Below are 16,909 nucleotides of genomic sequence, written 5' to 3' on the forward strand. Positions count from 1 at the left end.
TCCTGTCTTTCCCCCCAACTTTACCCCCATAACCTCGTCGGCGTCGTCGTACTAAATTCCCCCCATCATCCTCATCAACCCCGTCGTCGACGTCAGAGAATTCATGCTGATAATCAGGTGATGTGATTTTGCTGGTGGATTTCAGAGTGATTCGGGGCAGGGTTACTATGTTGGTTACAGGGCTGAAGCTTGGCTCATAATCGTTCGGTCCCCAGTTCAAATCTGGGAGGGGCCACCAAATTAGAAAAGCCAGAACAGTTCATGCTGCTCTGGCTTTTTGCTTTTCTAAATCTGTACAACTTACGCCCTGCATTTCCTAACCAATAACGAATCATCCCGCACACAATTCCAATTGCCTCTCTGTGACTAAACATACTTTTCTTTTATAAAAAAATCGGCAATATGAGAGTACATAAATCGCTCAATAGTTCAGGGAAGACTCATGAAAGACGAAACACTCTCGATTCACTTCGGTTACGACACTGATCCAACAACCAAATCGGTTGCCACTCCAATCTACCAAACCGTCGCGTACGAATTCGATGACGCACAACACGGCGCCGACCTCTTCAACCTTGCGGTGCCAGGCAATATCTACACTCGCATAATGAACCCAACCAATGATGTGTTAGAAAAACGCATGGCCGCCTTAGAAGGAGGTATCGCAGGCTTAGTGGTAAGTGCGGGCAGTGCTGCGATCAACTATGCGATTCAGACGTTGGCGCAAATCGGTGACAACATTGTTTCAACACCTCAGCTTTACGGTGGTACTTACACCCTATTTGCTCATATGCTGCCAAACCAAGGGATCGAAGTTCGTTTTGCTAAAGACGATAAACCAGAAAGCTTAGCGGCACTGATTGACGAAAAAACCAAGGCGGTTTACTGCGAAAGTATCGGTAACCCAGCAGGTAATATTATCGACTTAGAGCGTGTTGCTGAACTTGCTCACGCACAAGGTGTACCTGTGATTGTTGATAACACGGTGGCGACGCCTGTACTGTGTAAACCTATCGATTTTGGTGCTGACATCGTGGTGCACTCACTAACTAAATACGTGGGTGGTCACGGTACAACGTTAGGTGGCGTGATTGTCGACTCAGGTAAATTCCCATGGGCACAGCACAAGGACCGCTTCCCTGTGTTTAATCAGCCAGAGCCTTCTTATCATGGCGTGGTTTATACCGAGGCCTTTGGTGAGGCTGCGTTTATTGGTCGTGCTAGAACGGTTCCCCTACGTAATACAGGTGCAGCACTGTCACCAATGAATGCTTTCATGTTGATGCAAGGTTTGGAGACGTTGTCGCTACGCATGGAGCGACACACAGAGAATGCCTTGAAAGTAGCGGAATACCTCAAGCAACACGAGAAAGTCAGTTGGGTAAGTTACGCTGGCCTGCCTGATTCAGAATTCTATCCACTCGCTGAAAAGTACATGCAAGGTAAGCCATCGGCCATTCTATCTTTTGGTTTAAAAGACGGTTATGAAGCCGGTGTTCGCTTCTATGATGCACTGCAAATCTTCAAGCGCTTAGTTAACATTGGCGATGCGAAATCTCTCGCTTGTCACCCAGCTTCGACGACACACCGTCAACTAAGCGAAGCTGAACAGAAACAAGCCGGTGTATCACCGGAGATGATTCGCCTATCAGTAGGTATCGAGCACATTGACGATATCTTGGCTGACCTAGAGCAAGCACTGAGCGCTTAATGACGCTACAGCTAGCTCTAACACTGATCGTTAACTAACAGACATAAAAAAGCCCATCACAGGATGGGCTTCTTATTATCTATATCTTAGGTAAGCTGTCGATTACTCAACTGTTACCGCTTTCGCTAGGTTACGAGGTTGGTCAACGTCGGTACCTTTGATTAGTGCGACATGGTAAGACAGCAGCTGCATCGGTACTGTGTAGTAGATAGGCGCTGTTACTTCACTTACGTGAGGCATCTTGATGATCTTCATGTTCTCATCGCTTTCAAAGCCCGCATCTTCATCAGCGAATACGTAAAGTAGACCGCCACGAGCACGCACTTCTTCAACGTTCGATTTCAGCTTCTCTAGCAAGTCGTTGCTTGGTGCAATAACGACTACAGGCATATCTGCATCGATAAGAGCCAAAGGACCGTGCTTAAGCTCACCAGCTGCGTATGCTTCTGCGTGGATGTAAGAGATCTCTTTCAGTTTAAGAGACGCTTCCATCGCGATTGGGTAGAACTCACCACGACCCAAGAACAGTGTGTGATGCTTATCAGCAAAATCAGGTGCCAGTGCTTCAATTTCTTTATCGAACGCTAATGCTTTCTCGATATCAGCAGGCAGTTGGTGAAGTGCTTGAACGATTTCCGCTTCTTTTTCTTCATTGATACGACCTTGTAGACGACCAATTGACGTTACCATCATCAGCATCGCTGCTAGTTGAGTTGTGAAAGCTTTAGTAGAAGCAACACCGATCTCTGTTCCTGCGCGAGTCATGAAGGCAAAATCAGATTCACGAACCAGTGAAGAACCCGCAACGTTACAGATAGTCATTGCAGACATATAACCCTTCTCTTTTGCAAGACGAAGTGCAGCAAGCGTATCCGCCGTTTCACCAGATTGAGACAGAGTCACCAATAGGCTGTTCGGACGAACAACGAAATCACGGTAACGGAATTCAGAAGCAATCTCTACGTCACAGCTTACGCCAGCTAGAGATTCAAACCAGTAACGCGCTGCCATGCCTGAGTTGTAAGACGTACCACATGCGATGATCTGCACGTGTTCAACCTTGCTTAGGATCTCTTCAGCTTTAACGCCGATCGCGTTAGTGATAACCGAAGTGTCAGAGATACGGCCTTCCATTGTATTGATCAGCGCTGTTGGCTGCTCGAAGATCTCTTTCTGCATGAAGTGGCGGTATTGACCTTTGTCGCCTGCGTCGTGTTCAGCGTTTGACTCAACGATTTCACGCTCAACACGCTCACCCGCTACATCAAATACCGTAACATCACGACGAGTTACCTCAGCAACATCACCTTCTTCTAGATACATGAAGCGACGAGTTACGCTCAGTAGCGCCAGTTGATCAGAAGCAAGGAAGTTCTCGCCGACACCAAAACCGATAACGATCGGGCTACCAGAACGAGCTACAACGATACGGCTAGGATCTTTACGATCAACCGCAACCGTGCCGTACGCACCGTCTAATTGTTTTGCTGTTTTCTGTAGCGCTTCAACCAAAGAAGCTGAAGTGCGAAGTTCCCACTCAACTAAGTGAGCAATAACTTCTGTATCCGTTTGTGAAGTAAATACGTAACCACGCTCTTGCAGCATAGCGCGCAGTGCTTCGTGGTTTTCGATAATGCCATTGTGTACAACGGCAATATCACCAGACATGTGTGGGTGTGCGTTCGCTTCAGACGGCTCACCGTGTGTCGCCCAACGTGTATGAGCGATACCTGTACCACCAATCACTTGTTGCTCTTCTACTGCGTCAGCTAGCTCTTGTACTTTACCTAGGCGGCGTACACGAGTTAGGTTAGATTCAGTATCGACTACAGCGACACCAGCTGAATCGTAGCCACGGTATTCTAGACGACGAAGGCCTTCTACTAAAATTTCAGCTACATCACGCTGTGCTACTGCACCAACAATTCCACACATAGTTTCACTCCATCAATTTTGTTTTATTCCTATTGGCAGCAAGCAAAGGCCAAATCTTCATTAAGATCAATTATAGGAAGGTAAATGCATAATACTTAAATTTGTTTTTACGCTGGATCGGTCAGGATCACTCGAACATCATGTGATTCGATACTTGCTTTGGATTCTTCGCCTAAGTCTGTATCGGTAATTAAGATGTCAATGTGTTCCCATGCCAGCTCTAAGTTAGGGATCTTTCGTCCCACCTTTTCCGACTCAACCATCACGATCACTTCTCGTGACACTTCAGCCATTACTTTGCTCAGGCCAACCAGTTCGTTAAACGTGGTTGTGCCTCTATCGAGGTCGATACCATCAGCCCCAATAAATAGTTGGTCAAAATCGTAAGCACGAAGTACCGACTCTGCAACTTTGCCTTGGAAAGAGTCCGAATGGGTATCCCAAGTGCCGCCAGTCATTAATAACGTCGGCTCGCTTTCAAGCTCATTAAGCGCATTAGCAACGTGCAATGAGTTGGTCATAACAACCAAGCCACGCTTAGCATTAAGCTGCTGAATTAGAGCACCGGTCGTACTGCCACTATCGATCACGATGCGGTTATGGTCGCGAATTAAATCTGCAGCGGCTTTTGCCAATGAAATCTTTCGAGTCGAAACTTGTTGACCCAGTTCTTCGTTGACAACCTCTTTCGGTAACGAAATCGCACCACCATAACGGCGTAAAAGCTGACCGTTTTTCTCTAAAGACGCCAAGTCCTTTCTAATAGTGACTTCTGAGGTTTCGAACTTAGCGGATAATTCATCAACACTAACCTCCCCTTTTTCATTCACTAGGTTAGAAATTGCATGTCTTCTGAGCTGGGTGTTTCGTTTCGACATTTAAAAAAGGCCATTAAGTTTCGATATGAAACATATTATAGTTACAACGAAACTATTTAGTCCATTTATTTTGAACCAAAAAATTAATAAATAGCGATAAAACCTTGTCCTAAGACAATTGTTAAGCAGTGATATTGAACTCATTAGGTGGTAGAATCCGCACCCGAAAAGAAAAAAAATTACAAAACTGACTGTTATTTTTTTGCAACTTACCCCCTATATAGTGGGGTAAGTCACAGAAAACCGATATTGAATCAAAATCTTTTAGTCATAAAATGACTAAAATTGATGAAAGACTTACAACTCTGAAGGACATATTGGAAGTCCCGCGCTTTTACACAACAGGCACAAAATGTTGATGTAGCGGACCAATCTTCAGAACTTAAATAAATTTCAAATTGTAACAATACTTACCGGAGAGTACCTTCCATGAAAAAGACCAAAATCGTATGTACGATTGGCCCTAAAACTGAATCTGTAGAGAAGCTAACTGAACTAGTAGATGCTGGCATGAACGTTATGCGTCTTAACTTCTCTCACGGTGATTTCGCAGAGCACGGCACTCGTATCGCGAACTTCCGTAAAGTAATGGAAAACAAAGGTGAGCAACTTGCTATCCTTCTAGATACTAAAGGTCCAGAAATCCGTACTATCAAACTTGAAGATGGTAACGACGTAGATCTAGTAGCTGGTCAAGAGTTCACTTTCACAACTGACGCAACAGTTGTTGGTAACAAAGACGTAGTAGCAGTAACTTACCTAGGTTTCGCTAAAGATCTAACAGCAGGTAACACTATCCTTGTTGATGACGGCCTAATCGAAATGGAAGTTATCGCAACAACAGAAACTGAAGTTAAGTGTAAAGTTCTTAACAACGGTGCTCTAGGCGAAAACAAAGGTGTTAACCTTCCTGGCGTTTCTGTTCAACTTCCTGCTCTTTCTGAGAAAGACAAAGCTGACCTTAAGTTTGGTTGTGAGCAAGGCGTAGATTTCGTTGCTGCTTCTTTCATCCGTAAAGAAGAAGACGTTAAAGAAATCCGTGAGCTTCTAAACGCTAACGGCGGCGAGAACATCCACATCATTTCTAAGATTGAAAACCAAGAAGGTGTAGATAACTTCGATTCAATCCTTGAAGCTTCTGACGGCATCATGGTTGCTCGTGGTGACCTAGGTGTTGAAATCCCAGCTGAAGAAGTAATCTTCGCTCAGAAGATGATGATCGAGAAGTGTAACCGTGCACGTAAGATGGTTATCACTGCAACTCAAATGCTTGACTCTATGATCAGCAACCCACGTCCAACTCGTGCTGAAGCGGGTGACGTTGCGAACGCAATCATGGATGGTACTGATGCAGTAATGCTTTCTGGTGAAACTGCTAAAGGTAAGTACCCAGTTGAAGCTGTTACTATCATGGCTCAAATCGCGAACCGTACTGATTCAGCTCTTAAAGCTGAGCTAGGTTCTCGTCTAGACAGCCCACGTCTACGCATCACTGAAGCAGTATGTAAAGGCGCTGTAGACACAGCAGAGAAGCTAGCTGCTCCTCTAATCGTTGTTGCAACTGAAGGCGGTAAATCTGCACGTTCAGTACGTAAGTACTTCCCAACTGCAAACATCCTAGCTCTAACAACTAACGAAAAGACAGCTGCACAGCTAGTTCTTACTAAAGGTGTTAAGCCAGTTCTTGTTGACTCTATCGAGAACACAGACGCGTTCTACATCAACGGTAAAGAAATCGCTCTACAATCTGGCCTAGGTAACAAAGGCGACATCGTAGTTATGGTTTCTGGTGCTCTAGTAGCTTCTGGTACTACAAACACGGCATCTGTTCACGTTCTATAAGAATGAACCGATTCGCATAAAATATAAAAGAGGGCTTCGGCCCTCTTTTTTTATGAAACAAAATCTTGCCTAACTTTTCAGTACGCTGTATTATCAATCGCAATAGAACTACGTACTGTTAACCTCCAATTGACTCTTTCTAAGAGACGGATTAGCAGACTAGAAATCATATATAGATGAGGTTTGTAATGTCTAGTCCTACGCTCACTGAAAAAGTATCAAAGATGATTCGCCAAGATATTCTTAATGGTGAGTTAACCCCAGGCCAAAAGCTTGTTGTTGCTGATCTAAAAGCACGCTACAACGTTGGCGCATCCCCTATTCGCGAAGCCTTGGTACAGTTATCTTGGAGCAAATACGTAAAGCTAGAGCCACAAAAAGGCTGCTGGGTATCTCCTGTATCAAAGAAAGAACTGAATGACCTATACGAAAGCCTTCGTGTTGTATCATCGGTTCTGCTTAAAAAAGCGATTGCAGCAGGTGATGAGAGCTGGGAACTGGATGTACTAACGTCTTACCATAAACTATCGCGAGTACAGTACGTATCTGAAGAGTTTGACTGTGTAGAATGGGAAGAGCGCCACCAGCAATTCCATGTCGCACTGCTTGAAGGTGCAGATTCAGAGAACATGTTTAAGTTCTTTGATGACCTAATTAACCAAGTGAAACGTTACCGCTTCCTCGCTATGTCTGCAGAAAGCGCATCTGATGATCTGTTCAATATTGATGAGCACGAAATGATCATGAAACTAGTACTCTCTAAGAATGTAGAACAAGCAACAGAACTGCTTGATCAACACTTACTAGGTTCAATGAAACGAATTGAAGAAGTTATCGAAGCGGCATGATGCCAAGATAGATTCTAACCAAATAAAAACGGAGCCCAGCGGCTCCGTTTTTTTGTTTCCAGTACCACGACTGAACTACCACCCAAAAAACTCTTTGTGATGAGTATTGAGCAGCACAACCATAGGTAAAAAATACAATGCACTAAGTTGAAAGCCAAGAATGGCTAATGTGCCTATGGTTAACCTAACTAAAAAATCGACAAACATACCACGCCTCTTTTAACCAGACTGTATGATCCCCAAACTCTTGCTCCAGCTAACCTAATTCTACTGCTGCCTTTCAAACCATTGAAAAGGCTAGCTAATCAGTTGAATTAAGTTAACGGTGTCATCCTTTTACATCTGGTAAACACTCTAATTATTACACCGTTAAGCACGATGTAATCTGAAGCAAGGTAGTTTACTTATTGTTCATTTTAGCTCAAATTTCCACCAGCATTAGACTTTAGTCTAACTGTATAGATTTTGTGACATAGGTCGCTCAAAAGTGAGATTCCTATAAAAAGGGGGAGAGATAAAGTGAGTCGGGGCCAGCTTGAAGAGGTGAAGCAAATAGAAGACAGGACTAGATAGAAGCGAGCCTAAGCGACATCATCATAGCTAGGACACATAGAGACCGTATTACGGCCAGACGATTTAGATTCGTAAAGCGCAACATCCGCACACTTGTATGAGCGAGTGCTGTTACTGGTTAAATCTGTAAAGCCAACACTCACTGTTACCTTAGTTCCGGCCGCTAGCTCAATCTCGATTCGTAAGCGATCCAATACGCGCTTTGCTTCTGGCAGTGAGGTGTGTGGCATCAAGAGTGCAAACTCTTCCCCTCCGACACGTGCAACAAAATCCGTCCCACGAAGACTGTCTTGCAGAAGCTTAGCAACACCAGCAATCACACGGTCACCTTCGTCGTGGCCAAGTTCATCATTGATTCGCTTGAAGTTATCGATGTCGACTAAGGCTAAGCAAGTGGTCGCTTCGTTCGGGTAACGCTCAACCAAGCGAGAATAGTAGGCCAACTGCTCTTCGAACTTTCGTCTGTTCCAGAGGTTACTCAAAGAGTCACGTTCACTTAAGATCCTCAAACGCACCTCAAGCTCCTTCCTTACGGAAATATCAACCAACGAGGTGATGTAGTAACTGACTTTGCCTGAATTGTTTTTGACCGCATGCACTCGCATGATCGCAGTAAAAGGAATACGCAGCTTGTTCTTACACTGAACCTCCCCTTCCCATACTTCTTCTTGCTCTAAATGACTCCAAATAGCCGAGCTTGAGAGCACTTGGTCGGTATTCTCAAGCAGCAACTGCAATGCATTTTGACCGATCACCTGTTTTTTGCAGTACCCAGTCATGTTCTCAAATTCGTTGTTGATCATCATTGTGCGGTGCTGCTTGTCAGAGATCATCACTGCCGACATACCATTCAATGCGGCTCGTGCCAATTTACTCTCTAGGCTTCGGCGTCGGCAGTGCGTCACCAGGTAAGCAAACGGGAAAGCGAATATCAGCACCGTAATCAGAACAATGATCTCTTCATGGGCCAAATCATCTAGATCACGCTCAGCCCGATCCATCAGTTGCTTTTGATTAAGTTGAATCAGTAAATGGACCTTTTGACTGTTCGCGAGCATAACCGTGTTAAAGGCAAACAAATTACCATCTTCAAAAACGTATCCCACCTGATCATTGGAGATCGCATCCCACGTCTTCGGCGCGATATTTTTCAGGTTATAGCCTTTTCTTTCAGGAATAGAGTCTCCGAACAACTTACCGCTGTTGTTACTCGCGATGAAGTAACCCGCGTCATTGAGAACTTCTGCTCTAAGATCGTTATCTGGTGAAAAGCTCAGACGCGACGATAAGCCCCATACATCAAGATTGATGACGAGGTAGCCTACTCTTTCGTCAGGGGTTTCTACTGGGGTAAAGACACGGATTACCGGCGAATAAGGGAAGGTGACTTCACCATGCTCAGTTTCAAGCTCAATACCCCAACCGCCAATCTGTTCGGCTTCTAGTTTTTGAGCGTATTGGAAGTAGTTAGAATCCGACCTATCTTGCAGCTGTTGAGGAAACGTCACTCTACCGGTATCAGAGGAGTAGTTAACACGCACCAATTCTTTGCCAGTGACATCTAACAGATGGATTTGTGTATACCACTTCTGGTTCACGAGAACAGATTGCCAGACCTCTTCAAGTAGATGTTTGGTTTGGTCTGAGGGAGAGGAAGCAAAGTTAACCAAGCTCTGGCTATGACTGAGTAGCTCCATGACCGAGACTAACTGAGTCTTGAGAAGATCATAATCTCGCTTGGCATACACTAACTGATAAACGGCTTGCTTAGCTGAGTAGTCAAAGCTCTGCTGTTTTACTTCTTTGTAGCGCTGCAAATAATACAGACATACTGCAGAAGACAATATGATAGAGATAATCAGCAATGTAATTATTGATTTTTTATTTCGCATTGCTAACTCAGATGAATGGAAGTGCAGCGCGGGATTATAGCACTCTAAAAAATTAACAAAATAAAAGCCGCTTAAAAAAGCGGCTTTAAAGTTATTTTTTAAAGACTTATCGTCTAGGCTTTCAACGCACGTTCGCCTCGTGCGATACCAACAACACCACTTCGAGCTACTTCAAGCACTTCCGTCACTTCAGACAGCGCCTGAATGAAGGCATCCAGTTTCTCGCTAGTACCCGCCATTTGAACCGTATATTGAGAAGCCGTAACATCAACGATCTGACCACGGAAGATATCCGCTGTGCGCTTCACTTCCGCACGAGCAAAGCCGCTCGCACGTACTTTTACCATCAACAGCTCACGTTCAATGTGTTCAAGTTCAGACACTTCTTGCACTTTTAGTACGTCGATTAGCTTATGCAGCTGTTTCTGGATCTGCTCAAGCTGCATTTCGCTCGAGTTAGTGGTTACATTAAGACGAGACAGCGTCGGATCATCGGTTGGCGATACGTTCAAAGACTCGATGTTGTAGCCACGCTGAGAAAACAAGCCAACTACACGAGAAAGCGCACCAGGTTGGTTTTCCATTAGTAGTGAAATAATGTGTCTCATATTATGTTCTCTCCGTTTTGCTTAGCCACATGTTATCCATACCCTCGCCTTTGATTTGCATTGGGTATACGTGCTCAGTGTCATCCACACTAATATCGACAAATACCAAACGGTCTTTCATCGCTAGTGCTTTTTCCAAACCTGATTCCAGTTCATCCGGAGATGAAATACGCATACCAACGTGGCCATAAGCCTCAGCAATAGCAGCAAAATCAGGAACAGAGTCCATATATGAGTTAGAGTAACGGCCTTGATAAACAATGTCTTGCCACTGTTTTACCATGCCTAGGAAACGGTTATTAAGATTAATAATCTTAACCGGGATATTGTATTGCAGCGCAGTCGACAGCTCTTGGATATTCATTTGAATGCTGCCGTCACCGGTTACCACAACCACCTCTTCATCTGGCTTAGCAAACTTAACGCCCATACCAGCAGGCAGGCCAAAGCCCATCGTGCCTAGACCACCAGAGTTAATCCAACGACGTGGCTTGTTAAACGGGTAGTATAAAGCAGCAAACATTTGGTGTTGACCTACGTCAGAAGCAACATAGGCATCGCCATTGGTTACTTTATGCAGTGTTTCAATTACTTGCTGTGGTTTGATGCGCTCAGACGATTTCTCGTAAGCTAGGCAGTCACGCTCTTGCCACTGCTTGATTTCACTCCACCAGCTTTCAATCGCTTCTGCATCGTTAGTGCCGCCTTGCTCAACGAGCAAGTTCACCATGCTCTCTAGAACCTTTTCAGCAGAACCTACAATCGGTAGATCCACTTTTACGTTCTTAGAGATCGAAGATGGGTCGATATCAATGTGCATGATCTTCGCATCAGGGCAGTACTTATCTAGGTTATTAGTCGTTCGATCATCGAAACGTACGCCAATACCAAAGATCAAATCCGCATTGTGCATCGCCATATTGGCTTCATATAAACCATGCATGCCTAACATACCCAAAGAGTTTTTATGGGTGCCAGGGAAAGCGCCAAGCCCCATTAGGGTGCTTACCACAGGTAAATTCAGTGCCTCTGCTAATTTTAACAGCGGCTTATCTGCCTCAGAAATAACCGCACCACCACCGACATAAAGTACCGGCTTCTTCGCTTCAAGAAGGGCTTTTAGCGCCTTTTTGATCTGACCTTTATGACCCGTAACCGTTGGGTTATACGAACGCATTTTGAGCGTTTCTGGGTATTCATAAGGAAGCTTGATTTGTGGGTTTAAGATATCTTTCGGCAGATCAATAACCACAGGACCGGGACGCCCTGTCGTTGAAATATAGAATGCTTTTTTAACGACTTCAGGGATATCTTCCGCTTTCTTAACTAAGAAGCTGTGTTTAACGATCGGGCGTGATACACCCACGATGTCACACTCTTGGAAGGCGTCATTACCAATGAGGTTATTTGGTACGTTACCAGAAATAACAATCATTGGGATTGAGTCCATGTAGGCTGTTGCAATGCCAGTAACGGTATTGGTCGCACCTGGACCAGAACACACAAGTACTACGCCCGGTTTGCCGGTAGAACGAGTATAGCCATCAGCCATGTGGGTAGCGGCTTGTTCATGTCGTACTAATACGTGTTTAATTTCAGCAGTTTTAGCATGCAGCGCATCGTAGATATCAAGTACAGAACCACCTGGGTAACCAAAGATTTGTTCTACACCCTCTTCAATTAGAGACTGCACCACCATCTCAGCGCCGGATAACATTTCAGCGCCGGATGACATGGCTGTTTCAGGTTTTGTTGTCATATTGCTCTCCTCACCAGTTTCCAATCATATTTGGTGAACATGTTGGGCTGGTTTTTCATAGTCTAGGGCTTATTCGTAGCCTAATTCGAAATACTTCCACTTTTTCGGCTATGGCTGTCTGTCGTGATAACAACAAACAGTAATACGAAACAACTTTAACGCTTTATTATCATCTGGTCTAACACCTGTTATTCGGCAACTATGCCAAAAAACCAACTATTAGCTCAAAGCATTAAATAAAACCCAACTCAGCCCTCCACGCTAGGTTTAAACACTAGTTAGCGAACAAAAAAAAGCACTTAATATTTTAATAGATCGCTATTTATCGATAAACCGCGAGCTTGCTGGTGTGCGCTTTCGCACATTGTGCTGTGTCATTAGATACAAAAAATCCCCCTAAAAATGCAATCACATTCGTAGGGGGATTTTTAAACAACTGAAAATTTATCTAAGCAGAAAACTACTTATCTTTAGGCTTTTCGTTGTACATTTCTTCGATTTCGTCTTGATACTTATCGTTGATAACTTTACGACGCAATTTTTGAGTTGGTGTCAGTTCACCATCATCCATAGAGAATGCTTTTGGTAGCAGTTTGAATTTCTTTACTTGCTCAAACTTAGCCAGTTCTTGCTGTAGGTCATTCACACGCTTTTCTAGCATCTCGACGATTTGGTGATGCTTAACCAGCTCAACGCGATCGTGATACTTGATATTAAGCTCTTTGGCGTACTCTTCTAGCGAGTCATAACAAGGAACAATCAGCGCAGAAACGAATTTGCGCGTATCAGCGATAACAGCAATCTGTTCGATAAAGTGATCTTTACCAATCGCACCTTCAACCACTTGCGGGGCAATATACTTACCACCAGAAGTTTTCATCAGCTCTTTGATACGATCAGTAATGAACAGGTTACCATTTTCATCAAAATGACCCGCATCACCGGTTTTCAAGAAACCGTGCTCATCGAATGTCTTAGCTGTCTCTTCTGGCATCTTGTAGTAGCCACGCATCACCATTGGACCGCGAACAAGAATCTCGTCCTTAGCACCAATTTTTACTTCTGCGCCCGGCATCGACATACCAATCGAATCAGGGTTAAAACAGCGATCATCCCAACAAGATACTGTTGCCGTGGTTTCTGTCATGCCGTAGCCAAGTTTTACGTTGATGCCGATAGCATGGAAGAAACGACCAATCGTCTCATCAAGCTTCGCGCCACCACATGGCATGAAGTTGATGTTACCGCCGAGTAGAGCGCGCAGTTTAGATAGCACAAGCTTATCAGCTAGCGCATGGCTCTTCTTCAGCATCAACGATGGAGTACGACCTTCTTGGTGACAAACTGAAAGCTTTGCTCCCATGTTCACCGCCCAAGTAAATAGCACTTTACGAATAAATGGTGCTTTAGATACCTTCTCGTGAATCGCAGAGAAGATCTTCTCGTAGAAGCGTGGAACCGCACACATTACAGTAGGTTTCACATCACTTAGCGCATCACGCACTTGCATCGTATCTTGCAGGTAGCAGTTGGTTGCGCCTTTATAAAGAACGTAGAACGTCCAAGCACGCTCAAATACGTGTGATAACGGTAGGAAACACAATGAGACATCGTCTTTGCTCAGGCTAAGGCGCTCATCGTGGCCTTCTAACTGGTAGCCAATGTTGGTGTAATCAAGCATTACGCCTTTTGGCTGACCTGTGGTACCAGAGGTATAGATAAGAGTCAGCAGGTCGTCCATGCTTGCATCAGCAAGACGCACGTCAAGTTCAGCTTGTTGTGCTTCAACGCCGCGCGCCATGAAATCAGCCCAAGATACCGCAAAGCTATGGCCTTGAAGATCGATATCATCAGACATCGCGACAACCACTTCTAGCTGTTCACACTCTTCGAATAGGCTCACCGCCGCGTCAAATTGAACTTGCTCACCAACGAATAAGATCTTCACATCCGCATTTTGGATGATGTAAGACGACTGTGCTGCTGTATTCGTTGGATAAATCGGCACAGTCACAAGACGAGCTTGTAAAGATGCAAAATCTGCCACGGTCCATTGAGGCATATTATTTGAATAGATACCGATCTTATCTTGAACTCTCAGTCCCTGAGCCAATAGTGCTAATGAAAGCGTATCGATTTGTTGTCCAAACTGCTCCCAGCTAATACCTTGCCATACATTGTCTACTTTGTGCTTCAAAGCTGTACGGTTGCCGCCTTGGGCAATTTGGTCACGAAGTCTTTTTACGATATGAAAATCTAAATTGGCCATCTCTTTACCTTTGGCTTACACCTGTAAGCTTTTTTGAGCGCACAAGTGTACCTCTGATCATGGAAAAGGCAACTGATGAAGCTCAAAGTTATAAGTAATAGTACGTCTCACGCTAAGTTTTCTATCAACAAAAATAGCAGGTACAAAAAAGCCCCAAGCCAGACTCCTAGCTTAGGGCTTATAAAACATAGGGATTAGTGTCTAGTTAAGTGCCACTACTTCGCCACAGATCATCATTAACTGATCTCGTAACCAAATGTGTCCTTTGTCCTTTTCACTTGATTCGTGCCAGCTTAGGAAGCCTGAAATTGCCGCATTATCACATGGGAAATCTAGAATCTGAAGCTGCTCTTTGTTTGCTGCATGTTCTACCATCCAACGAGGAGCAATCGTTACTAGTTCAGACTGACCTACAACGTAAAGAACGTTGCTTAGGCTCGTGCCTTCGTAGAAAGGCATGCAGTCTAGGTCACGGTAAGCTTGCTCAGAGAAGCTACGTTGACCGTGAATGCGAGACAATTTCGCGTGCTTTTCGTTAAGCAGCTCTGCCGCTGTTACTTCACCGTTAATGCGTGGGTGAGAAGCAGAAGCGACAACAACCAACTCATCTTGGAAGATTTCAGTGCTTGAGAAACCTTGCTCATCAAAGCGAGCGTAATCGATCACGAAGTCGATTTCTTGGTAGCGCATACGCTCAGAAAGTTGACGATCGAATTCAGCATCCATGTGCAGTTTAACGCTAGGTGCTTGCTCGTTGATAGTCGACATAATCTTAGGTGCAAAACGCATGTCACAAGGGCTGCAAATCGCAAGCTTGAACAGGCGAGAAGAAGACTCTGGAGAGAACACAGAACTTGGTAATTCGTTGCGTACTAATTGTAGCGCTTGGCGGATAGGACCAAACAACTGACGTGCACGTTGAGTCGGTTGAATACCACGACCTTGGCGCATGAATAGTTCGTCGTTAAACATCACTTTTAGACGAGCAACAGCGTTACTTACAGCAGGCTGAGACATACCCAGATTGTGAGCTGCACGTGTAATGTTTTGCTCTTGCATAACTGCATCAAATACAGTCAAAAGATTTAAGTCGACTCCACGAAGTGTGCTTTCCATTCTGTAGCTTGCAATAGCACTCATTGCGTCTTTCTTATCTAACATTCAAGTTGCCTCTTGTCGGTTCGACAGCGTTAAATTGGTAATGGTATGAGAATAGATAACCACTAATTCTTATATTTATCAGACCGATGTTTTTCGGATTGACATTACTATTAACCAATACATCTCGAGCTACCAACAAGATTGATAAAGAATAATTTTATTTTACCTTAATGATTAAACAACATCTAAAAATCAATTATTTATAGAGTTATAAAAAAACATAAAATGCGTCACTTATGAGTTTAATTTCGACTTATTTAGCTGTTCTATCGTTTGGTTACATTTGTTACAATTTATTGAGCTCGTGAATTGTTCAGCCGGTCAATTCAGAAATGGCACTTATGAGTTAGGTGAGCGATGCATAACTTGGAAAGTCGACCTTGTCCCAAAGTTGCTTTCTTAAATCATCTTGATTAGACCAATTCCCTGCTAATACCCACTCAACGAGTGCACTTGCCACGTCTGGATAGGTGACCACTTCGGCCTGTTTTTCACTGAGCCAAGCGCGCAAGATAGCCGCATCTAAAAAGGTCATGGTTTGAGCTAACCCAAGGGCCTCTAGCGTCGCCACATTGCTCTGTTGTTCGAACTGTCCTTCGAGTGGTTTGAGAAGCAATTTCTTCCCCAAAGTTAGGGCTTCAGATGGCAATTCAAAGCCGCCATTTGCGACCACACCAGAGCACTGATTGAGGTCGAATTGAAAGCCCGCATGACTCAGTGGTTTGAACTCAATATTTTCAACTCGGCTATGCTCAATCACATCCGGGTGGTAACAGACAAAGTTTTGCGAAATGAACTTCATCAGCAGCTCTGAGATCGACTCAAGATCCTCAAATGGCAAATAGACCAACGTAAAGTCTTGTGCTGTTTTGGTTTGTTGCTCACCAACCAGCGTGTGAACGATAGGCGGCAAAATCGGCTGTTCAAAGTGATACCAGTGCAAGCCAATAGAGTGCTCGGTTGGGGCGAAATGTTGAATCACTGAATGTTCAATCCAGTTGCCCCCTTCTTTGGGTACATCATAACGAAACGCATTCTGGTGGCTTATCCCAATGCATGGCACACCTTGTCTCTTAGCCGCCCATGCAGTGACAGGCTCAAAATCATTAATCACTAAGTCATAAGGCGTAAGATCGATCTGGTTAATCTCACGGAGAAGTCGCCAGATGTTGTTCTTCATGAATGTTTTGCCGTATTTAACCTGCCCCTGCTCGCTGTAAAAAGTTAAGCCGCTGCGGGTCTGATAGTTGCCAAACGCTTCCATCGAAAAGTATTTGCTCTCATCTCGCCCAGAGAACAGAAAATCGACATCAATATTTTGCTGACGAAAAGCGACGGCCATTGCTCTCGCTCGAGCGATGTGCCCATTTCCTGTGCCTTGTACGCCATATAAAATTTTCATGCATGTTCCTTTAAATTTACCACTTAAGCTC

The 16,909-nt window shown here is 44.3% G+C and carries 11 protein-coding genes; 3 read left to right on the forward strand and 8 right to left on the reverse strand.

All coding sequences use genetic code 11. The features are described 5' to 3' along the window. Positions 1–442: 442 nt before the first annotated feature. On the forward strand, positions 443–1,711 hold the full coding sequence (locus AB4503_RS21925; RefSeq protein WP_017061406.1) for an O-acetylhomoserine aminocarboxypropyltransferase/cysteine synthase family protein: 1,269 nt from the start codon (positions 443–445) through the stop codon (positions 1,709–1,711). Positions 1,712–1,813: 102 nt separating this feature from the next. Here AB4503_RS21925 and glmS read toward each other — a convergent pair whose 3' ends face one another. Next, positions 1,814–3,646: a glutamine--fructose-6-phosphate transaminase (isomerizing) gene (gene glmS, locus AB4503_RS21930; RefSeq protein WP_017061405.1), complete on the reverse strand. Its 1,833-nt coding sequence runs from the start codon at positions 3,644–3,646 to the stop codon at positions 1,814–1,816. Between the two features lie 107 nt (positions 3,647–3,753). Next, positions 3,754–4,524 (reverse strand): DeoR/GlpR family DNA-binding transcription regulator, encoded by a 771-nt coding sequence (locus AB4503_RS21935; protein WP_017061404.1) that lies wholly within the window; start codon positions 4,522–4,524, stop codon positions 3,754–3,756. 429 nt (positions 4,525–4,953) lie between these two features. Between AB4503_RS21935 and pykF the strand changes: the two genes are divergently transcribed. Both pykF and AB4503_RS21945 read left to right on the forward strand, forming a co-directional pair. Further along, entirely contained in the window at positions 4,954–6,366 is a 1,413-nt protein-coding gene (pykF, locus tag AB4503_RS21940) for a pyruvate kinase PykF (RefSeq protein ID WP_017061403.1), read from the forward strand. 176 nt (positions 6,367–6,542) lie between these two features. Next, positions 6,543–7,214 (forward strand): GntR family transcriptional regulator, encoded by a 672-nt coding sequence (locus AB4503_RS21945; protein ID WP_136979312.1) that lies wholly within the window; start codon positions 6,543–6,545, stop codon positions 7,212–7,214. A 581-nt stretch (positions 7,215–7,795) separates the two neighbouring features. On the opposite strand, the gene AB4503_RS21950 is transcribed toward AB4503_RS21945, so the two are convergent. The 6 genes from AB4503_RS21950 to AB4503_RS21975 form a co-directional block, all read right to left on the reverse strand. Beyond that, entirely contained in the window at positions 7,796–9,679 is a 1,884-nt protein-coding gene (locus AB4503_RS21950) for a diguanylate cyclase (RefSeq protein WP_372115723.1), read from the reverse strand. Between the two features lie 113 nt (positions 9,680–9,792). Further along, on the reverse strand, positions 9,793–10,287 hold the full coding sequence (ilvN, locus tag AB4503_RS21955; protein ID WP_008219984.1) for an acetolactate synthase small subunit: 495 nt from the start codon (positions 10,285–10,287) through the stop codon (positions 9,793–9,795). Position 10,288: 1 nt separating this feature from the next. Continuing rightward, a complete protein-coding gene (locus AB4503_RS21960; protein ID WP_017062926.1) occupies positions 10,289–12,046 on the reverse strand; it encodes an acetolactate synthase 3 large subunit in 1,758 nt (585 codons plus the stop codon). A gap of 460 nt (positions 12,047–12,506) precedes the next feature. Further along, positions 12,507–14,315 (reverse strand): long-chain fatty acid--CoA ligase, encoded by a 1,809-nt coding sequence (locus tag AB4503_RS21965; RefSeq protein ID WP_136973936.1) that lies wholly within the window; start codon positions 14,313–14,315, stop codon positions 12,507–12,509. Positions 14,316–14,516: 201 nt separating this feature from the next. Beyond that, the gene (leuO, locus tag AB4503_RS21970) at positions 14,517–15,476 is read right to left on the reverse strand and encodes a transcriptional regulator LeuO (RefSeq protein WP_017062928.1); all 960 of its coding nucleotides are present in this window, start codon (positions 15,474–15,476) and stop codon (positions 14,517–14,519) included. A 346-nt stretch (positions 15,477–15,822) separates the two neighbouring features. Beyond that, on the reverse strand, positions 15,823–16,878 hold the full coding sequence (locus AB4503_RS21975; RefSeq protein ID WP_372115724.1) for an MJ1255/VC2487 family glycosyltransferase: 1,056 nt from the start codon (positions 16,876–16,878) through the stop codon (positions 15,823–15,825). Positions 16,879–16,909: the final 31 nt, after the last annotated feature.

Origin of the sequence: Vibrio sp. 10N.222.55.B11, assembly GCF_041473705.1 — a bacterium.
GTDB lineage: Bacteria > Pseudomonadota > Gammaproteobacteria > Enterobacterales > Vibrionaceae > Vibrio > Vibrio crassostreae_C.